General features: G+C 72.9%; 11 protein-coding genes. 10 read left to right on the top strand and 1 reads right to left on the bottom strand.

What is annotated here, in order from left to right; all coding sequences use genetic code 11:
- Positions 1-13: 13 nt before the first annotated feature.
- The 9 genes from MBR110_RS09925 to MBR110_RS09885 all read left to right on the top strand — a co-directional run bounded on the left by MBR110_RS09925 (position 14) and on the right by MBR110_RS09885 (position 11,655).
- Complete coding sequence (locus MBR110_RS09925) at positions 14-3,151, top strand: multidrug efflux RND transporter permease subunit (RefSeq protein ID WP_059734175.1); 3,138 nt, start codon at positions 14-16, stop codon at positions 3,149-3,151.
- Entirely contained in the window at positions 3,151-4,623 is a 1,473-nt protein-coding gene (locus tag MBR110_RS09920; protein WP_181709052.1) for an efflux transporter outer membrane subunit, read from the top strand. Before MBR110_RS09925 ends, MBR110_RS09920 begins: the two co-directional genes overlap by 1 nt.
- Before the next feature lie 159 nt (positions 4,624-4,782).
- Positions 4,783-5,448 (top strand): RNA polymerase factor sigma-70, encoded by a 666-nt coding sequence (locus tag MBR110_RS09915; protein WP_011884789.1) that lies wholly within the window; start codon positions 4,783-4,785, stop codon positions 5,446-5,448.
- 94 nt (positions 5,449-5,542) lie between these two features.
- Positions 5,543-5,785 carry an MbtH family protein gene (locus tag MBR110_RS09910; protein WP_011884790.1) on the top strand — a complete coding sequence of 81 codons (243 nt, stop codon included), beginning with the start codon at positions 5,543-5,545 and terminating at the stop codon, positions 5,783-5,785.
- A gap of 43 nt (positions 5,786-5,828) precedes the next feature.
- Entirely contained in the window at positions 5,829-6,848 is a 1,020-nt protein-coding gene (locus tag MBR110_RS09905) for a TauD/TfdA family dioxygenase (RefSeq protein WP_059990133.1), read from the top strand.
- A complete protein-coding gene (locus tag MBR110_RS09900; RefSeq protein ID WP_181709051.1) occupies positions 6,838-7,689 on the top strand; it encodes an ABC transporter ATP-binding protein in 852 nt (283 codons plus the stop codon). Before MBR110_RS09905 ends, MBR110_RS09900 begins: the two co-directional genes overlap by 11 nt.
- Positions 7,686-9,797 carry a Fe(3+)-hydroxamate ABC transporter permease FhuB gene (gene fhuB / locus MBR110_RS09895; RefSeq protein WP_181709050.1) on the top strand — a complete coding sequence of 704 codons (2,112 nt, stop codon included), beginning with the start codon at positions 7,686-7,688 and terminating at the stop codon, positions 9,795-9,797. Before MBR110_RS09900 ends, fhuB begins: the two co-directional genes overlap by 4 nt.
- Entirely contained in the window at positions 9,794-10,603 is an 810-nt protein-coding gene (fhuF, locus tag MBR110_RS09890; protein ID WP_045579126.1) for a siderophore-iron reductase FhuF, read from the top strand. The genes fhuB and fhuF overlap by 4 nt, the downstream gene beginning before the upstream one ends.
- Positions 10,603-11,655, top strand: a complete 1,053-nt coding sequence (locus tag MBR110_RS09885) for an ABC transporter substrate-binding protein (RefSeq protein ID WP_408913000.1) — start codon at positions 10,603-10,605, stop codon at positions 11,653-11,655. Before fhuF ends, MBR110_RS09885 begins: the two co-directional genes overlap by 1 nt.
- Positions 11,656-12,173: 518 nt before the next feature.
- On the opposite strand, the gene MBR110_RS09880 is transcribed toward MBR110_RS09885, so the two are convergent.
- Positions 12,174-13,913: a cyclic peptide export ABC transporter gene (locus tag MBR110_RS09880; RefSeq protein ID WP_059562714.1), complete on the bottom strand. Its 1,740-nt coding sequence runs from the start codon at positions 13,911-13,913 to the stop codon at positions 12,174-12,176.
- Positions 13,914-14,225: 312 nt separating this feature from the next.
- Between MBR110_RS09880 and MBR110_RS09875 the strand changes: the two genes are divergently transcribed.
- Positions 14,226-23,960 carry a non-ribosomal peptide synthetase gene (locus tag MBR110_RS09875; RefSeq protein WP_181709049.1) on the top strand — a complete coding sequence of 3,245 codons (9,735 nt, stop codon included), beginning with the start codon at positions 14,226-14,228 and terminating at the stop codon, positions 23,958-23,960.
- Positions 23,961-23,967: the final 7 nt, after the last annotated feature.

The raw sequence follows: 23,967 nt of genomic DNA, 5'->3' as shown, positions 1-23,967 counted from the left end.
CGGTTCATACACCATGGCACGTTTCTTCATCGATCGCCCCGTGTTCGCATGGGTGATCGCGCTGTTCATCCTGCTCGGCGGCGGCTTCGCGATTCGTGCGCTGCCGGTCGCGCAGTATCCCGACATCGCGCCGCCCGTCGTCAGCATCTATGCGTCTTACCCGGGCGCGTCCGCGCAGGTCGTCGAGGAATCGGTGACCGCGCTGATCGAGCGCGAGATGAACGGCGCGCCGGGGCTGTTGTACACGTCGGCGAGCAGCAGCGCCGGGAGCGCATCGCTCTATCTGACCTTCAAGCAGGGCGTGAACGCCGATCTCGCGGCCGTCGAAGTGCAGAACCGGCTGAAGACGGTCGACGCGCGGCTGCCCGAACCGGTGCGGCGCGCCGGCATCCAGGTCGAGAAGGCAGCGGACAACATCCAGCTGGTCGTGTCGCTGACGTCGGACGACGGCCGCATGACCGACGTGCAGCTCGGCGAATACGCGTCGGCGAACGTCGTGCAGGCGCTGCGCCGCGTCGACGGCGTCGGCCGCGTGCAGTTCTGGGGCGCCGAATACGCGATGCGGATCTGGCCGGACCCGGACAAGCTGGCCGGACATGGCGTCACCGCGTCGGACATCGCGTCGGCCGTGCGTGCGCACAACGCGCGCGTGACGATCGGCGACATCGGCCGCAGCGCGGTGCCGGACAGCGCGCCGATCGCCGCGACGGTGTTCGCCGACGCGCCGCTGAAGACGCCAGCCGATTTCGGCGCGATCGCGCTGCGCACGCAGCCGGACGGCTCCGCGCTCTATCTGCGCGACGTCGCGCGCGTCGAGTTCGGCGGCAACGACTACAACTATCCGTCGTACGTGAACGGCAAGGTCGCGACCGGCATGGGGATCAAGCTCGCGCCCGGCTCGAACGCGGTCGCGACCGAGCGGCGCGTGCGCGCGGCGATGGACGAGCTGTCCGCGTACTTCCCGCCGGGCGTGAAGTACCAGATCCCGTACGAGACGTCGTCGTTCGTGCGCGTGTCGATGAACAAGGTCGTCACGACGCTGATCGAGGCCGGCGTGCTGGTGTTCCTCGTGATGTTCCTGTTCATGCAGAACCTGCGCGCGACGCTGATCCCGACGCTCGTCGTGCCGGTCGCGCTCGCGGGCACGTTCGGCGTGATGCAGGCGCTCGGCTTCTCGATCAACGTGCTGACGATGTTCGGGATGGTGCTCGCGATCGGCATCCTCGTCGACGATGCGATCGTCGTCGTCGAGAACGTCGAGCGGCTGATGGTCGAGGAGCGGCTCGAGCCGTACGAAGCGACCGTCAAGGCGATGCAGCAGATCAGCGGCGCGATCGTCGGCATCACGGTGGTGCTGACCTCGGTGTTCGTGCCGATGGCGTTCTTCGGCGGCGCGGTGGGCAACATCTACAGGCAGTTCGCGCTCGCGCTCGCGGTGTCGATCGCCTTCTCGGCGTTTCTCGCGCTGTCGCTGACGCCCGCGCTGTGCGCGACGCTGCTCAAGCCGGTGGACGGCGGCCATCACGACAAGCGCGGCTTCTTCGGCGCGTTCAACCGCTTCGTCGCGCGCGCGACGCAGCGCTATGCGACGCGCGTCGGCACGATGCTCGCCAGGCCGCTGCGCTGGCTCGTCGTGTACGGCGCGCTGACCGCGGCCGCGGTGCTGATGCTCACGCAACTGCCGAGCGCGTTCCTGCCCGACGAGGATCAGGGCAACTTCATGGTGATGGTGATCCGGCCGCAGGGCACGCCGCTCGCCGAGACGATGCGCAGCGTGCGCGAGGTCGACGCGTACCTGCGCCGCGAGGAGCCGGCCGCGTACACGTTCGCGCTCGGTGGCTTCAACCTGTACGGCGAAGGGCCGAACGGCGGGATGATCTTCGTGTCGCTGAAGGACTGGCGCGCGCGCAAGGCCGCGCGCGATCACGTGCAGGCGATCGTCGCGCGCATCAACGCGCGCTTCGCGGGCACGCCGAACACGACGGTGTTCGCGATGAACGCGCCGGCCTTGCCCGATCTCGGCTCGACGAGCGGCTTCGACTTCCGCCTGCAGAACCGCGGCGGGCTCGACTACGCGGCGTTCAGCGCCGCGCGCGAGCAGTTGCTCGCGGCGGCCGGCCGCGACCCTGCGCTGACCGACGTGATGTTCGCCGGCATGCAGGACGCGCCGCAACTGAAGCTCGACATCGACCGCGCGAAGGCGTCGGCGCTCGGCGTGTCGATGGACGAGATCAACACGACGCTCGCGGTGATGTTCGGCTCCGACTACATCGGCGACTTCATGCACGGCACGCAGGTGCGCCGCGTGATCGTGCAGGCCGACGGCCGGCATCGCGTCGATCCCGACGACGTGAAGAAGCTGCGCGTGCGCAACGCGCGCGGCGAGATGGTGCCGCTCGCGGCGTTCACGACGCTGCACTGGACGCTCGGGCCGCCCCAGCTCACGCGCTACAACGGCTTCCCGTCGTTCACGATCAACGGCTCGGCCGCGCCGGGACACAGCAGCGGCGAAGCGATGGCCGCGCTCGAGCGGCTCGCCGCGACGCTGCCGGCGGGAATCGGCCACGCGTGGTCGGGACAGTCGTTCGAGGAGCGGCTGTCGGGCGCGCAGGCGCCGATGCTGTTCGCGCTGTCGGTGCTGGTGGTGTTCCTCGCGCTCGCGGCGCTGTACGAGAGCTGGTCGATTCCGTTCGCGGTGATGCTGGTCGTTCCGCTCGGCGTGATCGGCGCGGTGCTCGGCGTCACGTTGCGCGCGATGCCGAACGACATCTACTTCAAGGTCGGGCTGATCGCGACGATCGGCTTGTCGGCGAAGAACGCGATCCTGATCGTCGAAGTCGCGAAGGATCTGGTCGCGCAGCGCATGCCGCTGATCGACGCCGCGCGCGAGGCCGCCCGCCTGCGGCTGCGGCCGATCGTGATGACGTCGCTCGCGTTCGGCGTCGGCGTGCTGCCGCTCGCGTTCGCGTCGGGCGCGGCGTCCGGCGCGCAAATGGCGATCGGCACCGGCGTGCTCGGCGGCGTGATCACGGCCACGGTGCTCGCGGTGTTTCTCGTGCCGCTGTTTTTCGTGATGGTCGGCCGCGTGTTCGACGTCGGCCCGCGCCGGCGCGGCGCGTCGCAGCCGACGACGATGGAGGGTTCGCATTGATGGTCGCGCTCAATCGCCGCATGGCGGGCCGCGTTCCGCTCGCGCTGGCCGCGGCGCTCGCACTCGCGGGCTGCTCGCTCGCGCCGCACTACGAACGGCCGGCCGCGCCCCTGCCGGCCAGCTACGCAGCGCCGGACGGCGGGCAGGGCGGGGAGGGTGGCACGCCCGCTGCATCGGCATCGGCATCGGTCGATGCCGCGCTGCTCGACGACTGGCGCGCGTACTTCACCGACCCCACGCTGCAGGCGTGGATCGACGCTGCGCTCGCGAACAATCGCGACCTGCGGATCGCGGCCGGCCGGCTCGACGAAGCGCGCGCGCTGTACGGCGTGCAGCGCGCGGACCAGCTGCCGTCGCTCGATGCGAACCTCGCCTACGACCGCACCCGCCAGTACGACCCGGTGGTGCGCCAGAGCGCGGTGAGCGGGCTGTATCGGGCGGGCGTCGGCATCAGCGCCTACGAGCTGGACCTGTTCGGCCGCGTGCGCAGCCTGTCGGACGCCGCGCTCGCCGACTATTTCGCGACGGCGTATGCGCAGCGCACGGTGCGCATCGGCGTGATCGCCGAAGTCGCCGGCGCGTATGTCGCGCAACGATCGTTGCAGGAGCAACTGGCGCTGGCGCAGCGCACGCTCGACGCGCGCGAACGCATCGCCGCGCTCACGCGGCGCCGCTACGCGGCCGGCACGAGCGATGCGATCGAGCTGCGCTCGGCCGAGATGCTGGTGGCGTCCGCGCGTGCGTCGCAGGCCGCGCTGCAGCGCGAGCATGCGCAAGCGGTGCGCGCGCTGCAGCTGCTCGCCGGCGATTTCGCGCGCGAGGCGCCGGCCGACGGCGCGACGCTCGACGCGCTCACCATCGCGCCGGTCGCGCCCGGCGCGCCGAGCGCGTTGCTCGAGCGGCGGCCCGACGTCCGTCAGGCCGAGTCGCGTCTGCAGGCCGCGAACGCGCAGATCGGCGCGGCGCGCGCGGCATTCTTCCCGCGCATTGCGCTGACGACCGACTACGGCTCGGTCAGCGACGCGTTCTCGAGCCTGTTCGCGGCGGGTACCAGCGTCTGGTCGTTTGCGCCGCGCATCACGCTGCCGATCTTCGCGGGCGGGCGCAATCGCGCCAATCTCGACGTGGCCGACGCGCGCAAGTACATCGCCGTCGCCGAATACGAGAAGACCGTGCAGACGGCGTTCCGCGAAGTGGCCGACGCGTTCGCCGCACGCGGCTGGATCGATCGCCAGCTCGCGGCGCAGCAGGACGTCTACGCGGCCGACGGCGCCCGGCTGAAACTCGCCGAGCGTCGCTATGCGGCCGGCGTCGCGACCTACCTCGAGCTGCTCGACGCGCAGCGCAGCACCTACGAGTCGGGCCAGGCGCTGATCCGGCTCAAGGAGCTGCGCCTCGCGAACGCGATCGCGCTGTATCGCGCGCTCGGCGGCGGCTGGACGCCGGCCGAAGGCGCCCACGCCGCCGCGTGATCCGCCCGCCGGCCGGCGGCACGACGCAGCACCGGCCGGCCCCCGCCGCACTTTGATCAGACAAATCCCGACAAAATCGAAGGGCTTTCCGTTAATCGGATTGAGAATGATTTGCGTTTACGTTAAATTGCCCCATCTCGAAACTGATGGAGCGGATCGATGGCAATGGCGCAAGTGCTCGAACGGCCGGCGGCGGCAACGGCGAATGCGTTCCTCGGCAGTTGTCCCGATCTTGCGCCGCGCGCGGCCGTGCGCGCGGGCCGCGGCGCGCCGCACGCGCACGGCGCGCTGCTCGACGTGCTGGTCGCGCATCGCGCGATGCTGGTGAACGTCGCGCGCGGCTTCGTCGGCTGCGCGAGCCGCGCCGAGGACGTCGTGCACGACGTGTTCGTCAAGCTCGTCGAGTTTCCGAACCAGGACGCGGTGCGCCAGCCGGTCGCGTACGTGACGCGGATGGTGCGCAATGCGTCGATCGACGCGCTGCGCCGGCAGAGTTTCGAGAGCATCCATCACACGGACGAGGACGACGGCTTCGACGTGCCGTCGCCGGAGCCGACGCCCGAGGCCGCGCTGATGACGCGCGACGCGCTGCGCCGCGTGTGCGCCGCGCTCGACGATCTGCCCGCGCGCAGCCGCGCGGCGTTCGAGATGGTGCGGCTGCGCGAGGAGACGCTGCAGACCGCGGCGCGCGCGCTGAACGTGTCGCAGACGCTCGTGCACTTCATGGTGCGCGACGCCGAGCGGCACTGCGCCGAATGTCTCGATGCGTGCCATCGCGGCGTCGAATGTCCGGTGTTTCTCGGCGGCCGCGCGCGGCGCCGGTAAAAAATCGCGCCGGCCAAACGTCTTCAATACAGGAGCGGCTGAATCGACATTCCGCCGCTTCGCATCCCTCAACCGTCTCCCGTTTTTCTCGATCATGACGCAAGCCACGACGCCTTCCGCGGACACCGACGACCTCGTCTACACGGTCGTCATCAACGACGAAGAACAGTATTCGATCTGGCCGACGTTCCGGGCGGTGCCGGCCGGCTGGCGCGAGGTCGGCGTGCGCGGCCCGAAGGCCGACTGCCTCGCGCACATCGACGCCGTGTGGACCGACATGCGCCCGGCGAGCCTGCGCCGCGCGATGGACGGCGAGCCCGCTTCCCGCGCGTCGTGACGCGCCGCGCCGCTGGCGGCGCGCTACCTGAAGAGGACGTTGCATGACCCTGCTTTCGTTGCCGACGCTCGACGATCTGCGTATCGAGCCGGGACTGCCCACCGTCGTGTCGCCGCGCAGCGCCGACGGGATGTCGATCGACGCGCTCGCGCCGCTCGCGCATGCGATCGCGGCCGACACGCTCGAACGGGCGGGCGGTGTGCTGTTCACGGGCTTTCGCGTGCCGTCGATCGACGCGTTCCAGCGCTTCGCGGCATCGTTCGGCGATCCGCTGATCGGTTACGAATATGCGTCGACGCCGCGCAGCCAGGTCGAAGGCGCGGTGTACACGTCGACCGAATACCCGCCGCACCGCGCGATCCCGCTGCACAACGAGCAGTCGTACACGCGCGAGTGGCCGTTGCGGATCTGGTTTCACTGTGCGCTCGCGGCGCAGCAGGGCGGTGCGACGCCGATCGCTGACAGCCGCGCCGTGTATCGCGCGCTCGACCCGGCGCTGGTCGCACGTTTCGAGCAGCGCGAGCTGCTGTACGTGCGCAACTTCGGCCAGGGGCTCGACCTGCCGTGGCAGCAGTCGTTCGGCACCGACGATCCGGCCGCGGTCGAGCGCATGTGCGCGGCGCGCGGAATCGAATGCGCCTGGCGCACCGGCGACGACGGCGAACTGCTGCTGCGCACGCGCGAGCGTTGCCAGGCCGTCGCGCGCCATCCGCGCACCGGCGAGCGCGTGTGGTTCAACCAGGCGAACCTGTTTCACCTGTCCGCGCTCGACGACGACATGCAGGACGCGCTCGTCGATGCGGTCGGCCTCGACAACGTGCCGCGCAACGTCTACTACGGCGACGGCACGCCGCTCGAGGCCGACGCGCTCGCGCAGATCCGCGGCGTGCTCGAGCGCCAGCGCATCGTGTTCCCGTGGCGCACCGGCGACGTGCTGATGCTCGACAACATGCTGAGCGCGCATGCGCGCGACCCGTTCGAGGGGCCGCGCAAGGTGGTGGTCGCGATGGCGCAGAGCTACCGCGCCGCGCCGGCAGCCGCACGGAGGACCGATGACGCGTAGTGCCGCCGCGCTCGCCGCGCGCGGACTGACGGTGGGCTATCGCGACCAGGTCGTGATCGACGGGCTCGACCTGTCGATCGCGGCCGGCCGCGTGACCGCGCTGTGCGGCCCGAACGGCTGCGGCAAGAGCACGCTGCTGCGCACGCTCGCGGGCCTGCAGCCCGCGCGTGCGGGCCACGTCGACGTGAACGGCAGGCCGCTCGCGTCGTTTCGCCGCCGCGCGCTCGCGCGCGAGCTGACGATGCTCGCGCAGTTCAACCAGATCCCGTCGGGGCTGACGGTGCGCGAGCTGGTCGCGTACGGACGCTATGCGTACGGCGGCTTCCTGCGCGGCCTGTCGCGCGCCGATCACGCGGTGATCGACGAGGCGCTCGACACGAGCGGCCTCGCGGGCGACGCCGGGCGCGACGTCGGCGCGTTGTCGGGCGGCGAGCGGCAGCGTGCGTGGATCGCGATGGCGCTCGCGCAACAGGCGCCGATCGTGCTGCTCGACGAGCCGACGACCTATCTCGACATCCATCACCAGCTCGACATCCTCGACGCGCTGCGCGCGCTGAACCGCGCGCGCGGGCTGACGATCGTGTGGGTGCTGCACGACCTGAACCAGGCGGCCGCGTACAGCGACGACATCGTGCTGATGCGCGCCGGCCGCGTCGTCGCGCACGGCTCGCCGGATGCGATGCTGGAGCCCGAGCGGCTGCGCGCGGCATTCGGCGTCGACATGCTGAAGCTCGCGCATCCGCAAACCGGCGCGCCGATGTGCGTGCCGGCGTACGGACCTTCGGTCTCCGGCGCGACGCACGCGTTCGATCGCGCGGCCGATCCGGACCTCGCCGCATGACCACGCTGGCAATACGCAAGCGGCGCGGTGCGTGCGCGCCTGACGCGGCGTCCGGCGGCCGCGCCGCGGCGCTCGCGCTTGCGCTGCTCGCGCTGATCGGCGCGCTCGCGGTGCTGCGCGTCGCGCCCGACCTGCGCGCATGGTGGAGCGCGGCGCCCGGCAGCGACGACGCGTTGCTCGCGCACGTGTTCCTGTTCGAGCTGAACCTGCCGCGCGTCGCGGCGGCCGTCGTCGCGGGCGGCAGCCTCGGCATCGCCGGCGCGCTGTTTCAGTCGCTCACGCGCAATCCGCTCGCGTCGCCCGATCTGCTCGGCGTGACGGGCGGCGCACAGCTCGGCCTGCTCGCCGCGATGCTGGTGCCGGCGCTGGCCGGCGTCGCGTCGGTGCCGCTGCTGTTCGCGTGCGGGCTGCTCGCCGCCGCGTGCGCGATCGCCGCGGCCGGCGGCTGGCGCGCGACGCCGCTGCGGCTGGTGCTCGCGGGCAGCGTCTGCATGCTGCTGTTCGCCGCGCTGTCGACGCTCGTGCTCGCATTCTTCGAGCAGAACATTGCCGGCGCCGCGCTGTGGGCGAACGGCAGCCTGTATCAGCCGGGCGCGAGCGGCCTCGCGTTGGCCGTTCGCTGGCTCGTCGCGCCGCTCGTCGCACTGCCGTTCGTGATCCGGCCGCTGAACCCGCTCGCGCTCGGCGACGACGCGGCGGCCGCGGCCGGCGTGCGCGTCGACGCGACGCGGCTCGCCGCGACGGTCGTCGCCGTCGCGTTCACGAGCGTGGCCGTCAGCATCGCCGGCCCGCTGTCGTACGTCGGGCTCGTCGCGCCGAACCTGCTGCGTCAGGTGCGCGGCGCGCGCGCGGCGCGGCTCGGCGTGCTCGTGCCGCTGTCGGCGCTCGCCGGCGGCGCGCTGGTGCTCGGCACCGACAGCGCGGTGCTCGCCGCCGGGCTCGACGCGACCCTGTCGACCGGCGTCGCGATCGCGCTGGTCGGCACGCCGCTGATGCTCGCGATGATCCGGCGCGGCGCCGCGTGGTCGGGTGTGCTGCATGCGCAGCCCGAGCGCGCGGCCGGCGGCGGCGCGACGCGGCTGGTCGGCCGGCTGGAACGGTTCGAGCGGCTCGGCTGGCCGCTGCGCGGCGCGCTGTTCGCGGCCGCCGCCGCAGTCGTCGTGGCGATCGTGTTCGCCGGCGTGTCGGCCGGCCCCGAATGGGTGACGCCCGCGCGCTGGTGGGCCGCGCTCGCGGGCCACGATCCGGTCGCACGCATGCTGATCGACCTGCGCATGCCGCGCCTGCTGTGCGCGCTGTTCGCGGGCGCGCTGCTGGCCGCGAGCGGCGTCGCGATGCAGAGCGTCGTGCGCAATCCGCTCGCCGGCCCCGAAGTGCTCGGCGTCACGCAGGGCGCGGGGCTCGTCACGCTGTTCGCGTTGTCGACGTGGCCGCTCGCCGGGCAGCTGACGCTCGCCGCGGCGGCGTTGACGGGCGGGGCGCTGTCGCTCGCGATCACGCTCGCGCTGAATCATCGGCATCGCTATGCACCGCTCGCGGTCGCGCTGACCGGCATCGCGATCGGCGCACTGTGGACCACGCTCGCGCAGTGGCTGATCACGCAGGAAAGCGTGCAGCCCGCGCGCTTCGTCGTGTGGCTGGTCGGCGGCACCTACGGCCGCAGCTGGGGCGAGGTCGCGATGCTGCTGCCGTGGTGTGCGCTCGCGGTGCCGGTGTTCGCGTGGCTCGCGCGGCCGCTCGACATGCTCGCGCTCGGCGACGATCAGGCGGCCGCGCTCGGCCTGCCGGTCGCCGCGCTGCGCCCGCTCGCGCTGACCATCGCGACGCTCGCCGCGGGCGCGGCCGTCGCGGCGGTGGGACCGGTCGGCTTCGTCGGCCTGATGGCGCCGCACGTCGCGACGATGCTCGGCGTGCGCCGGCATCGCACGCGGCTGTACGTCGCGGCCGCCTGCGGCGCCGTGCTGCTCGGCGCGGCCGATCTCGCGGCGCGCACGCTCGTCGCGCCGCGCGAAGTGCCGGCCGGCGTGCTGACCGCCCTGATCGGCGCGCCGTATCTGCTCGGGCTGCTGATCGTCGAGGGGCGCCGCGCGCGGCGCGCGGCGCGATGACGGCGGCGCCCGGCTGCACCGCCGACACCGGCGCCACGCGGTTTTCCGCGTTCGCGCCCGAAGCGCTCGGCGCGCATCTCGACGTCGTGTGGCTCGGCCGCCCGCACGAGACGCACGCACCGGGCCGGGTCGTCGTGCCGGTCGAGGCGCTGGCCGATCATCGCGACGCGCTGCTCGACGCGATGGTCCGTCACTACGGCGGCGACCCCGCGCGGCATGCGCGTGCGCTGATCTCGCAATGGAGCAAGTACTACTTCGGGCGCGCGGCGCCCGCGGCCGTGGTCGCCGCGCTGACGCTCGGCCGGCCGCTCGACATGGCGCCGCGCCGCACCTTCGTCGCGCTCGACGACGGGATGCCGGGCGCGCTGTACTTCGCGCCCGATGCGCTCGGCGCGCCGTGCGACGCGCCCGCGCCGCGTTACGCCGGGCTGCGCGCGCATCTGCATGCGGTGATCGAGCTGCTCGCCGAGATCGGGCGCGTCACGCCGCGCGTGCTGTGGAGCAACGCGGGCAACCTGCTCGATCATCTGTTCGGCATGTACCGGACGCTGCCGTGCGTCGCCGATCCCGTGCGCGATGCGTGCTGGCTGTTCGGCGCGTCGTGCGTGGGCGGCGAACCGAATCCGCTGCGCATGCCCGTGCGCGACGCCGTGCCGCGCTCGGCGCTGCTGCCGACGCCGTTTCGCGCGCGCCGCGTGTGCTGTCTGCGCTATGAAATTCCTGGAGAGACCCGACTGTGTGCAAGCTGCCCGCTGCTCTTGACGATGGACGATGCGGCGCTGGCCGAGCAGGACCTGAGCCGCTGATGCACGCCGGCCGCCGTCGTTCGCTCGGGATGCTGGCTGCGCTCGCCGCCGCCGCGTGCGCGGCGCCGCGCGATGCGCTCGCGAGCGATGCACGCGCGGCCGGGCGTGGCGCGGGTATGGCTACGGCCACGGCCTTGCAGGCCGGCCGCTCGCTCGCCGGCAACCCGGTCGTGTCGCAGGCGAGCGCGACGATGCCGCTGCGCGCGCAGCGCGTGGTCGCGCTCGACTTCATGTTCGCGGAAAGCGCGATCGCGCTGGACATCGTGCCGGTCGGCATGGCCGATACGGCGTTCTATCCGGGCTGGCTCGGCTACGCCAGCGACCGGCTCGCCCACGTGACCGACGTCGGCTCGCGGCAGGAGCCCGGGCTCGAAGCGATCGCCGCCGTGCAGCCCGATCTGATCCTCGGCGTCGGCTTTCGGCATGCGCCGATCTTCGACGCGCTCGACCGGATCGCGCCGACGATCCTGTTCCAGTTCAGCCCGAACGTGTCGGAGCGTGGCGTGCCACGCAGTTTACCGATCACGCAACTCGACTGGATGCGCGAGATCTTCCGCACGATCGGCGCGGTCACGGGCCGCGGCGCGCGCGCGCAAGCGGTCGAAGCGCAACTCGACACAGGTATTGCCCGCAACGCGGCGCGGGTTGCCGCGGCCGGGCGCGGTGGCGAGCGCATCGCGCTGCTGCAGGATCTCGGGCTGCCGGACCGTTACTGGGCCTATACGGGCAACAGCACGTCGGCGGGCCTCGCGCGTGCGATGGGGCTTGCGCCGTGGCCGAACACGCCGACGCGCGAGGGCACGCTGTACGTGACGTCTGCCGATCTGCTGAAACAACGCGATCTCGCCGTGCTGTTCGTCACCGCGAGCGGGCCGGACGTACCGCTTGCGGCGAAGCTCGATTCGCCGGTGTGGCGGTTCGTGCCCGCGCTGCGCGAGCACCGGATCGCGCTCGTCGAACGCAACATATGGGGCTTCGGCGGCCCGATGTCGGCGCTCAAGCTCGCCGACGTGATGACCGACACGATGCTGAAACTGCCGGCCGTGCGCTGACGCGTGCGGCGGTAATTCACGTCGGACAGCCGGGTAGCGCGGTTCAGAAGGGCATGGTGTGCGAGGGTTCGTTGTGCGTTCGTCCCGGCGCGTTCACGTGAGTGGGTCGGTAAGCGGGCCGCACGTTTCGCGTTTCGGGGACGGGCGGCACCGGGTCGTCCGTGATGCACGCTACCACCTACGCGCGCTCGAAAGACTTTCCGATGGCGGGCGCGCTCGTAACAGCGGGGCGAACCCGCGCTGGTTCGGTTGCCGAGCGACACAGCGCCTTCCGCCATGCACGGCATAGCCTGCGCAACGTCTCCGTGCAACGCATGCGCCCAACAGCGAATCGAACCCAACGCCAGTACACAGCAACCGCGACGCACATCCGGCCACATCTTGCCCGCAGCAGCAGCCGGTCGCCGCGATCGCGCTGCGCCCGCAAGCCCATCGACGCAATCGCTGCCCGCTCGCCGTCGATCATCGAGACCGCCGGCGCGACCAACACGACGATGCAGGCCGGCGTGCCCCGACGATCACGCACTCAGCGCGTTCTCCCCGTCACGCGCTCGCGCGGGCGCCGTATCGCTGACGATCTGCCCGTTGTCGAGCTTCAGCAGCCGGTCGGCGAGATCGAAATAGCGGTCGTCGTGCGTGATGACGATCACGGCCTTGCCGCGCGCGCGCAGCTCGGGCAGCAATTGCTCGTAGAACACGGCCTTGAACGACGGGTCCTGGTCGGCCGCCCATTCGTCGAACAGGTAGAACGGCCGGTCCTCCAGATACGCGACGACGAGCGCGAGCCGCTTGCGCTGCCCGGTCGACAGCGCGCGATTCGAGAACGCGCCGTCGACGACCTTCACCTTGTGATCGAGCGCGAGCTTCGCGATCAGCGCGTTCGCGCGCGCATCGGCCTGCGCGCGCGCCGGGTCGTCCGGATCGACGATGCCGAGCAGCGCGTCGAACAGATGGAAGTCGTTGAACACCGCGCTGAAGCGCTGCCGGTACGCGGCGCGCTCGCGCCAGCCGATCGGCCGGCCGTCGACCTCGATCGTGCCTTCCTCGGGTTCGTAGAGGCCGGTCAGCACCTTCGCGAGCGTGGTCTTGCCGCTGCCGTTGCCGCCGACGATGAACACCAGCTCGCCGGGCCGGATCGTCAGGTCGATCGGGCCGATCCGGAACATCCGCTCGTCGCGTTCGTGGAAATACGCGTGCGTGACGCCGCGCAGCGTGACGGCGCCGGCCGGCGGCACGTCGGGCGCGTCGCTGGCGGGCGGCACCGTGCGCAGCGCGCCGAATTCGGCCATCACGGCTTCGATGCGCGCGAGCGACACGCGCGCGGCATTGACGGTCGGCAGGTTGTTCAACAGCCCGTCGAGCGGCACCAGCATGAACAGGAACACGACGACGTAGCCGGCGGCCGTGGACGCGTCGGCGTGCACGCCGAGCTGCGGCCAGAACGCGGCGGCGCCGAGGAACACGTAGAACAGGAAGATGATCCAGCCGACGCCGACCGCATACGCGCTGAACGCGCGACGGCGATGGTCGCGCACCTCGCCGATCGCCGTGCCGAGCTGGCCGTCGACGAACTGGCGCGCGCGCGCATCGTGCAGCTTCAGCTCCTTCGCGCCGGAGAACAGCGAGCCGAGATGGCCGAACAGCCGGTCCTGCGCGCGGCCGGCCGCCTCGAGCGACGCGATCGCGCGGCGATCGCCGGTGTGATAGCCGAGCGAGCCGGCGACGATCGCGGCGAGCGCGAGCACGCACACGGGCCACGACAGCCACGCCAGATAGCCGAGGCAGCCGAACACGATCGAGCCGTGCATCACCAGGTTCGGCAACGCGAAGAACAGCATCGACACGTTGGTCGCGTCGTCGGTGAGCACCGACTGCACGGGCGCCGCGCCGATCCGCTCGATGTCGCGCAGCTCGGCCGCGCCGACGCGCCGCGCGAGATGCACGCGCAGCCGCGCCATCGTGTCCTGCGACAGCCGGGCGAACAGCGTGCCCGACACGATCCGCGTGACGAGCGCGATCACCGCGCACAGCGCGAAGCGCCACGCGAGCGCCGCATCGGCCGCGCCCGGCTGCGCGAGCGCGCGGTTCAACGCCGCGACGAGCAGCACGCTCGCGACGCCGTTGAGCACGCAGGCGGCGAGCGCGAGCGCGAGCGAGGCGCGGCTTTCGCGCAGCAGCGCGAGGATCAGGCGCGCGGCGGGGCGGCCGGGGGAGGCGTCGAGGGACGGCGGGGAAGAGGGCTCGTGGGCGGCTGTCATCGGCAACGTCGGTTAATGAAGGGCAGGCGAGAACAACTGGTGAAACGCGCGCAACCGGCAGAGCCGGCGCGAACGGCAGCGCTGCGGCAACCGCGCGGTCGCGGCGTCTCTCCCTGATAGACGAACGGGCGCCGCAAATATTTAGCAGCGCAGGCATTTAGCAGCGCGTGCGAACTCGCCACGCGCGGCCTGCGCGCGGCCGTCATGCGCAAAACGGTAAAAAATCGGCCGCGCCGTTCGTCACACCAGTGAAGCCGCCCGAAGCGGCCCCGAGACTTGGCCGAAGCGGCCGGACCGAAGGACTTCACGCACATGACGAGTTTCCCGACTGCGCTGCACCACCGAATCCGCGACCTGGCGCGCCTCGCGCCCGACGCACCCGCGCTTGCCGCGCCTTTCCAGAACGAGCTGCGCCTGTCGCGGCGCGCGCTCGACGCTCAGGCCTCGCTGCTTGCGCGCCGGCTGCGCGCGGCCGGGGTCGGCGCGGAGGTGCGCGTCGGCGTCTGCGTCGAGCGCTCGTGCGAGCTGTTCGTCGCGCTGCTGGCCGTGCTGAAGGCGGGCGGCGTGTTCGTGCCGCTCGATCCGCGCCATCCGGCCGCGCGGCTGGACTGGATCGTGCGCGATGCGCAACTGCGTCACGGCGTCGTCGATGCGGCCGGGCGCGCGGCGCTCGGCGCGCCGTTCGAACACACGTTCGACGTCGCATCGGCGGCAGGCTCAGCCGCCGACGCATCCGCGTTCGACGAGGAAGATGCGCCCGTGCATCCGCGCGCGGCCGCCTACATGATCTACACGTCGGGCTCGACCGGCACGCCGAAGGCGGTCGTCGTCGAGCACGGGCCGCTCGCCGCGCATTGCGACGCGCTGGCCGGCGCGCTGCCGATCGAAGCCGACGACCGGCTGCTGCATTTCGCGTCGGTGAATTTCGATGCGGCGCACGAATGCTGGCTCGCGCCGCTCGCGGTCGGCGCCAGCGTGACGATCGCACCGGCACAGCCGTTCGCGCCGGACGCCGCGCATGCGCTGATGGTGCGCGAATCGGTCAGCGTGGCCGCGTTTCCGCCCGCGTACCTGCGCGAGTTCGCGAGCGTCGCCGCGCGCGACGGCGTGCCGCCGGCGTTGCGCGTGCTCGCGTTCGGCGGCGAAGCGCTGCCGCAGCAGGCGTTCGACACCGTGCGCCGCACGTTCCCGTCCGTGCGCCTCGTCAACGGCTACGGCCCGACCGAGGCCGTGATCTCGCCGATGCTGTGGCCGGTCGAGCCCGGTGAAACGCCCGCGCTGGACGCCGACGATGCCTACGCGGCGCTGCCGATCGGCCGTGCGATCGGCCCGCGCATCGCGCGCATCGACGACGCGGATGGCGACGCCGATGCCTACGCTAATGGCGAGCCCGGCCGCGCCGGCGAGCTACTGCTCGGCGGCGCATGCATCGCGCGCGGCTATCACGGCCGCGCGGCGCTGACGGCCGAGCGCTTCGTGCCCGACGCGCACGGCGCGCCGGGCGCGCGCGTCTATCGCACCGGCGACCTCGCGCGCCGGCGCGCCGACGGCGCGTTCGACTATCTCGGCCGCGTCGACGATCAGGTGCAGGTGCGCGGCGTGCGCGTGGAGCCGGCGGAGATCGCCGCGTGTCTGCGCACGCACGCGGCAGTCGCCGATGCAGCCGTGATCGCCGAAGCCGTCAACGGGTCGACGCGGCTGATCGCATGCGTCGCGTTGCGCGCTGCCGCGGACGATGCGGACGATGCCGCATTGAAAGCGCACGTCGGCGCCCAGCTGCCGGCCGCGTGGCAGCCGCACCGGTTCGTGCGCTGCGACGCGCTGCCGTACACGCTGAACGGCAAGCTCGATCGCGCCGCGCTGCGCGAACGGATCGCCGCCGCGCAGCGCGCGGACCAGCCCGCCGGCGAGCCGGCGCGCACGGCCACCGAGGCGCATCTCGCCGCGTGCTGGCAGACGCTGCTCGGCCTCGATGCGCCGCCGTCGCGCGACGCGCGCTTTTTCGCGCTCGGCGCGGATTCGCTCGCCGCGATGCAGCTGCAGGCCGCGATCCGCACGCAATGGCGCGTGAACCTGCGGCTCGACGCGCTGTTCGCCGATCCGCTGCTGGCCGAGCTTGCCGCCCAGGTCGATCGCGCGGAACGCGAAACCGGCGCGCCGCTCGCCGCGATTGCCGTGCGCGGCGCGCGCGCCGATGCCGATGCAGATTCATCGGCTGCGCCGTACGTCGATCGCGCGGCGTCGCTCGCGCAGCAGCGCTTCTGGGTGCTCGCACAGACGCGCGACGCGGGCGCCGCCTATCACATCGCCGCACACTGGACCATCGACGGCGCGCTCGACCGTGAGGCGCTGCAACGCGCGCTCGATCATGTGATCGGCCGGCACGACGCATGGCGCACCACGCTCGTCGACGACGGCGACGGCATCGTGATGCAGCGCATCCATGCCGCGCTGCCGGTGCCGATCGCGACGGTGGACCTGCGCGAGCTGCCGCCCGCCGCCCGCGATGCGCAGGCCGCGCGCGTGGCCGAACGCGATGCGGGCGCGCCGTTCGATCTGTCGCGCGGGCCGCTGCTGCGCGCGACGCTGGTCGTGCTCGACGACGCGCGTCACCGCCTGTTGCTGACCGCGCATCACGCGATCACCGACGGCTGGAGCTCGCGCTGCGCGTTCGACGAGCTGGCGGCCGCGTATTGCGCGTACGCGCAGCGCCGCGAGCCGTCGTTGCCGGCGCTGCCGATCCAGTATGCGGACTACGCGGACTGGCAGCGCGACATGCTGGCCGGCGGCGAAGGCGAGCGCCAGCTCGCGTACTGGCGCGCGGCGCTGCGCGACGTGCCGGGCCCGCTCGCGTTGCCGACCGACCGCCAGCCGCCCGCGACGCGCACGCAGCACGGCGCGCGCGTGTCCGTGCGCCTGCCTGACGCGGTCGCGGCCGACCTGCGCCGGCTCGCGCGCGATGCGCAGGCCACCGTGTTCACCGTGCTGCTGGCCGCGTTCGACGCATGGCTCGCGCGCCTGACGGGCGAGACCGACGTGGTCGTCGCGGTGCCGGTCGCGCATCGTCAGCGCGAGGAAACGCGCCGCTTGCTCGGCCTGTTCCTGAACACCGTCGCGCTGCGCGTGCGGGTCGCGCCGACGCAGCCGTTCCGCGCGCTCGTCGAGGCGACGCGCGCGGCCGCGCTCGACGCGGTCGCGCACCAGGACGTGCCGTTCGAGCGCGTCGTCGATGCGGTGAAGCCGCCGGTGCGGCGCGGCGACGAATGGCTGCGCGTGAAGTTCGCCCAGCAGTTCGACGCGCGGCACGACAGCGTATTGCCGGGCGCGACCGCCGTCGCGACGCCGGGGCCGGATCTCGCCGCGCGCTTCGACTTCGCGCTCGACTTCACCGACGACGCGAGCGGCATCGCGCTCGTCGCCGCCTATGCGACCGACTGCATCGACGCAGACACCGCGCGCGCGTGGCTCGACAGCTATGCCGCGCTCGTCGCGTGCGCCGCGCACGACCCGCAGACCGTCACGGCCGAGCTGCCGTGCGATGCGGCGCCCGCGTCGCGCCAGCCGCGCGACGGCCGTGCGCTGCGCGTCGAGCATGCCGATGTGGTCGCCGCGTTCGCGCGGCAGGCGGCCGCGTATCCGCATCGCGTCGCGCTCGCCGATGCATCGGCGTCGCTGACCTTCGCCGAACTCGACGACGCGTCGAACCGCATCGCCCATGCGCTCGCGCTGCGCGGCGTGCGCGCCGAAGCGCCGGTGATCGTCTGCATCGAACGCTCGGCTCGCTTCGTCGCGGCGCTGCTCGGCGCGCTGAAGGCCGGCGCGCTGGCCGTGCTGCTCGATCCGGCGCAGCCTGCCGCGCGCATCGTCGCCGCGGCCGCCGACTGCGGCGCGCGCTGGGCGCTCGTCGCCGATGCCGCTACTGCCGCCGCCGCCGCCGCATGGCCGCACGACACGGCCGCGCAGCCGCTCGACGTCGATGCGCTCGCCCAGGATGCGCAGCTCGCGCACGCGGGCGGCGTGCGTGTCGCGCCGCACCCGGAACAGGGCGCTTATCTGATCTATACGTCGGGCTCGACCGGCACGCCGAAGGGCGTCGTCGTCACGCACGGCGCGCTCGCCGACTACGTGCAGGGCATGCTCGACGAGCTCGCGTTCGCACCGGACGCGTCGTTCGCGATGGTCTCGACCGTCGCCGCCGACCTCGGCCACACGACGTTGTTCGGCGCGCTGTGCGCGGGCCGCACGCTGCATCTGCTGCCGGCCGCCTGCGCGTTCGATCCGGACCTGTTCGCGCAGGAAATGCGCGGCCGCGACGTCGGCGTGCTGAAGATCGTGCCGAGCCATCTGCAGGCGCTGCTCGACGCGCGCGTGCCGGCCGACGTGCTGCCGCGCCACGCGCTCGTGACCGGCGGCGAAATGCTCACGTGGGCGCTGGTCGCGCGCGTGTCCGCGCTCGCGCCGGCATGCCGCGTGATCAATCATTACGGGCCGACCGAGGCGACCGTCGGCGCGATCGCATGCGACACCGTGTCGATCGCCGCCGACGCGCGCGACGTGGCGAGCGGCGTGCCGCTCGGCACCCCGCTGCCGAATGTGCGCGCGCTGGTGCTCGATGCGTTCGGCGCGTGCGTGCCGCCCGGCGCGACCGGCGAGCTGTATCTGGGCGGCCCCGGCGTTGCGCGCGGCTATCTGAACCGGCCGGCGCAGACGGCCGAGCGCTTCGTGCCCGATCCGTTCACGCCCGGTGCGCGCCTGTATCGCACCGGCGACCGCGTGCGCCTGCGCGCGGACGGTCGGCTCGCGTTCGTCGGCCGGATCGACGATCAGGTGAAGATTCGCGGCTATCGCGTCGAACCGGGCGAGGTGAGCGCGGCGCTGCGCGCGGCCGGCCCGATCGCGCAGGCGGAAACGCTGGCGATCGAGCACGACGGCCGCATGCGGCTCGCGAGCTTCGTCGTGCTGCGCGACGGCGCCGCGTTCGACGAGGCCGCGGTGCGCGCGACGCTCGGCGCGACGCTGCCCGATTACATGGTGCCCGCGCAGATCGTCGCGCTCGCGCGTCTGCCCGTCACCGCGAACGGCAAGATCGATCGCGTGGCGCTGCGCGCGCTCGCCGCGGCGCCGGTGGCCGCGGCCGGTGGCGACGCGCCGCAGGGGCCGGTCGAAACGGCGCTCGCGCAGGTGTGGCAAGCGGTGCTGAAGGCGCCGCAGGTCGCGCGCGACGACAACTTCTTCGAACTCGGCGGCGACTCGATCCTCGTGTTGCAGGTCATCGCCCGCGCGCGCAAGCTCGGCGTGCGCTTCACGCCGAAGCAGCTGTTCGATGCGCCGACCATCGCCGGGCTCGCGCGCGTCGCGAAGACCGAGGCGGTCGGCGTCACGCCGGCCGCAACGCCGGTGCCGGTCCAGGCCGCCGCGTCCGCGTCGGCCCCCGGGCTGCTGACGCCCGCGCAGCAACGCTTCTTCGCGCTCGACGTGCCGCATCCGGGCCACTGGAACCAGTCGGTCGCGTTCGACGTGCGCGGCCCATTCGACGCCGATGCGTTCGCGCGCGCGTTTGCCGCGGTGCTCGCCCATCACGCTGCGTTCCGCCAGCGCTTCACGCGCGGCGCCGACGGCAGCTGGCGCGCGCACGACGCCGCGCAGCCGTACGACGCGTTGCCGTTCGCCGAGGTCGCCGCGCGCGACGAAGCCGATGCGCTCGCGCGCTTCGACGCATTGCAGCGCCGGCTCGACCTCGGCCGCGGCCCGCTCGCCTGCGCGTGCGCGGCGCGGCTGCCGGACGGCGAGACGCGGCTGTATCTGGCGATTCACCACGCGATCGTCGACGGCGTGTCGTGGCGCATCCTGATCGACGATCTGGACGCCGCCTATTGCGCCGCCTGCGAACGCATGCCGGCGCGACTGTCGCCGCCGGGGCTGCGCGCCGATGCATGGGCCGCGCGGCTCGCGCGTGCCGCGCTCGGGCCGGACGCGCCGTTCGCCGCCGAAGTCGCGTACTGGGCCGGCATGGCGCACGGCGACGCGTTCGCGCCCGATCGTCCCGATGCGCCGGCGACCAACGCCGATGCGGCCGTCGTCGTGCAGACGATCGACGCCGCGCTGACGCGCGCCGCGCTCACCGATGCGCACGCGGCCTATCGCACGCAGACGATCGAGCTGCTGGCGGCGGCGCTCGCCAGCGCGCTGACCGGCGCGGGCCGCGCCGCGGCGTGCCGCATCGAGCTCGAAGGGCACGGCCGCGAGGCGCTGTTCGACGACGCCGACGCGAGCCGCACGATCGGCTGGCTGACGAGCCACTATCCGGTCACGCTACCGGTCGAGGCCGACGCGTGCGCGACGCTGTGCGCGGTCAAGGATACGCTGCGCGCGGTGCCGCACAAGGGGCTCGGCTTCGGCGTGCTCGCGCACTACGGCGACGCGGCGACGCGCGCGGCGCTGGCGGCGGTGCCGCGCCCGCGCGTCACGTTCAACTATCTCGGCCAGTTCGACGCGCCGCGCGACGCGCTGCTGGTGCCGCGCTTCGGCGGCGCCGGCATCGAACGCGACCCGCACGGGCCGCTCGGCAATACGCTGGCGATTCACGCGTACCTCGACACCGACCGCGACGGCGCGCGCACGCTGAAGCTGCACTGGGTGTACGGCGCGCCGCAGTTCGAGCGCGCGACCGTCGATGCGCTCGCCGAACGCTTTGCGCGCGCGCTGCGCGAGCTCGTCGACGCGTGCGCGTCGCGGGTCGCTCGGCGCGGCGGCGGTGCGACGCCGGGCGACTTCCCGCTCGCGCAGGCGGCCGGCCTCACGCAGGCCGCGATCGAGCGCGCCGCGCTCGACTGGCGCACGATCGACGACGTGTATCCGCTGTCGCCGATGCAGCAGGGCATGCTGTTCCATGCGCTGTACGCGCCCGGTCATGCGAGCTACGTGAACCAGCTCGTCGCGCGCGCGACCGCGCTCGACGCCGAGCGCTTCGCGGCCGCGTTCGATGCGGCGCTCGCGCGCCACGACATCCTGCGCACCAGCGTGATACCCGACGAGGCCGCGCCGCTGCAATGCGTGCATCGCGATGCGCGGATGCCGATCGAACAGCTCGACTGGCGCGCGCGCGGCGCGACGCTCGACGCGGATTTCGACGCATGGATGGCCGCCGACCGCGCGCGCGGCTTCGACTGGCGCCAGCCGCCGCTGATGCGCGTCACGCTGATCCGCGTGACGGACGACGCGTGGCGCGTGGTGTGGACGCGTCATCACGTGCTGCTCGACGGCTGGAGCACCGCGCGCCTGCTTGCCGAGGTACTGCGCGACTACCGCGATCCCGACGCGGTGTCGCCGTTCGAGGGCCGCCCGGCGCTGCGCTATCGCGACTTCATCGCGTGGCTCGGCACCCGCGAGCGCGGCGCGGACGAGCGCTTCTGGACCGGGCGGCTCGCGCGCCTCGATGCGCCGACGCTGATCGCCGCGCGCACGGCCGACCGCGCGGCGGCGCGGATGACGACGCGGCGCGCGACGATCGCCGCCGACGCGACGGCGCGCGTCACGCAAGCGGCGCGTGCGCTGCAGCTGACCGTCAACACGCTGGTGCAGGGCGCGTGGGCGCTCGCGCTGCAGCGCATGACGCATCAGCCGGCCGTCGCGTTCGGCGCGACCGTCGCCGGCCGCCCCGATGCGCTGCCGGACGTCGACGCCGTGCTCGGCCTGTTCATCAACACGCTGCCGGTGATCACCGCGCCCGCGCCGCAGCAGCGCGCGGCGGACTGGCTGCGCGCATTGCAGCGCGACAACGCGGCAGCGGCCGAGCATGCGCATACGCCGCTCGCGGACATCCAGCGCTGGGCGCGCGGCGCCGGCGGCGCACTGTTCGACACCCTCGTCGTGTTCGAGAACTATCCGGTCGACGCTGCGGGCGACGACGCCGATCCGCGCGCGCTGCGCTTGAGCGACGTGCGCAGCATCGAAGCGACCGATTTCGCGTTGACGCTCGTGATCGAAAGCGGCGCCGAGCTGACGATCGACTACGGCTATGACGCCGCACGCCTCGACGCCGCCGACGTCGACGCCTGGCACCGCGCGTTCGCGTGCGCGCTCGACGCGCTGGCCCGCACGCCGGATGCGCTGCTCGGCACGCTGTCGATCGCCGACGACGCGGCATCCACCGCGCTCGCGCGCGCGCAGCAGACCGCGCGCAGCTGGCCCGACGCACAGCGGCAGCCGCTGCATCTGCAGTTCTCGGCGGCCGCGCGCGCGACGCCCGATGCGATCGCGCTCGAATACGCGCATCCGGTCGACGGCGTGCAGCGCATGAGCTACCGCGAGTTGGACCTGCGCACGTCGCGCGTGGCCGCCGCGCTGCGCCGGCGCGGCGTGCGGCGCGATACGGCGGTCGCGCTGTGCGTCGAGCGCTCGTTCGACATGGTCATGGCGCTGGTCGGTGTGCTGAAGGCCGGCGCCGCCTACCTGCCGGTCGACCCCGACTATCCGGCCGAGCGCATCGCATACCTGCTGCGCGACGCGCGGCCCGCGGTCGTCATCACGCAGCCGCAGCTGCGCGCCCAGGTCGAAGCGGCGCTCGGCAACGGTGCGGCGGCCCAACTGCTCACGGTCGCCGAGCTGCTCGCCGACGGAATGGACGATGCGCACGATGCCGATGCGCCCGCCGTCGTCGACGACGCGCAGCTCGCCTACCTGATCTACACATCCGGCTCGACCGGCAAGCCGAAGGGCGCCGGCAACACGCACGGCGCGCTGGCGAACCGCATCGCGTGGATGCAGGACGCGTACCGGCTCACGCGCGACGACGTCGTGCTGCACAAGACGCCGTTCGGTTTCGACGTCTCGGTGTGGGAGTTCGTGTGGCCGCTCGCGACCGGCGCGACGCTCGCGATCGCGGCGCCGGGCGAGCACCGCGATCCGGCGCGGCTGGCGGCCGCGATCCACGCGCACGGCGTGACGGTGCTGCATTTCGTGCCGTCGATGCTGGCCGCGTTCGCCGCGTATCTCGACGATTTCGGCGCCGCCGCGCAATGCGACAGCGTGCGCCTGATCGTCGCGAGCGGCGAGGCGCTCGCGCCGGAGCTGGTCGCGAAGGTCGCGCGGCTGCTGCCGGACGCCACGCTCGTGAACCTGTACGGGCCGACGGAAGCCGCGATCGACGTGTCGCACTGGACCTGCCGCGCCGACGACGCGCGCGCGCCCGCGGTGCCGATCGGCCATCCGATCGCGAACCTGCAGCTGCACGTGCTCGATGCGGCGTGGCAGCCGCTGCCGGCCGGCGCGACCGGCGAGCTGTATCTGGCCGGCGCGGGCCTCGCGCGCGGCTATCTCGGCCGCCCGGGCCTGACCGCGGAGCGCTTCGTCCCCGATCCGTTCGTGCTGGGCGCGCGCATGTACCGCACCGGCGACCTCGCGCGCCGCCGCCCGGACGGCGCGCTCGATTATCTCGGGCGCGTCGATACGCAGGTGAAGCTGCGCGGCCAGCGCATCGAGCCCGGCGAAATCGAGGTGCTGCTGCGCGCGGCGCCCGGCGTGCACGACGCGGTCGTGATCGTGCGCGACGAGCAGCTGATCGGCTACGTCGCGCGCGGCGACGCGGGGCCGCTCGACCGTGCGGCGCTGCTCGACGCGCTGTGCGCGCAATTGCCGGCGTACATGGTGCCGTCGCAGCTGATCGAGCTCGATGCGCTGCCGGTCACGCCGAACGGCAAGTGCGACCGCCATGCGTTGCCGGCGCCGCAGCGCGAGGCGGCGGTGGCCGTCGCGCTCGCGACCGACACCGAGCGCGCGCTCGCGGCGATCTGGCAGCGCGTGCTGCACGTCGACGCGATCGGCCGCGACGACGATTTCTTCCAGCTCGGCGGCCATTCGCTGCTCGCGACGCAGGCGCATGCGCAGGCCAACTTGCACTGGGGCCTCGCGCTGCCGCTGCGCACGCTGTTCGACGCACGCACGCTGGCCCGCTGCGCGGCGGCGATCGACGCGGCGTGCGCGGCCCATCGCGACACCGACGCCGCGAGCGCGATCGACGCGCTGCTCGGCGAACTGGAAACCCGCTAAGGACGAC

This window comes from Burkholderia sp. MBR-1 (assembly GCF_013822785.1).
Taxonomy (GTDB): Bacteria; Pseudomonadota; Gammaproteobacteria; order Burkholderiales; family Burkholderiaceae; genus Burkholderia; species Burkholderia vietnamiensis.
This window is presented reverse-complemented; position numbering and strand designations above follow the sequence as displayed.

What these genes read in the sequence shown, in the direction of transcription:
- MBR110_RS09910 (WP_011884790.1), top strand. Translation starts at nt 5,543, where the DNA reads ATGACGCAAGCCACGACGCCTTCCGCGGACACCGACGACCTCGTCTAC.
- MBR110_RS09885 (WP_408913000.1), top strand. Translation starts at nt 10,603, where the DNA reads ATGCACGCCGGCCGCCGTCGTTCGCTCGGGATGCTGGCTGCGCTCGCC.
- MBR110_RS09915 (WP_011884789.1), top strand. Translation starts at nt 4,783, where the DNA reads ATGGCAATGGCGCAAGTGCTCGAACGGCCGGCGGCGGCAACGGCGAAT.
- MBR110_RS09900 (WP_181709051.1), top strand. Translation starts at nt 6,838, where the DNA reads ATGACGCGTAGTGCCGCCGCGCTCGCCGCGCGCGGACTGACGGTGGGC.
- MBR110_RS09875 (WP_181709049.1), top strand. Translation starts at nt 14,226, where the DNA reads ATGACGAGTTTCCCGACTGCGCTGCACCACCGAATCCGCGACCTGGCG.
- MBR110_RS09880 (WP_059562714.1), bottom strand. Translation starts at nt 13,913, where the DNA reads ATGACAGCCGCCCACGAGCCCTCTTCCCCGCCGTCCCTCGACGCCTCC.
- MBR110_RS09920 (WP_181709052.1), top strand. Translation starts at nt 3,151, where the DNA reads ATGGTCGCGCTCAATCGCCGCATGGCGGGCCGCGTTCCGCTCGCGCTG.
- MBR110_RS09925 (WP_059734175.1), top strand. Translation starts at nt 14, where the DNA reads ATGGCACGTTTCTTCATCGATCGCCCCGTGTTCGCATGGGTGATCGCG.
- MBR110_RS09905 (WP_059990133.1), top strand. Translation starts at nt 5,829, where the DNA reads ATGACCCTGCTTTCGTTGCCGACGCTCGACGATCTGCGTATCGAGCCG.
- fhuF (WP_045579126.1), top strand. Translation starts at nt 9,794, where the DNA reads ATGACGGCGGCGCCCGGCTGCACCGCCGACACCGGCGCCACGCGGTTT.
- fhuB (WP_181709050.1), top strand. Translation starts at nt 7,686, where the DNA reads ATGACCACGCTGGCAATACGCAAGCGGCGCGGTGCGTGCGCGCCTGAC.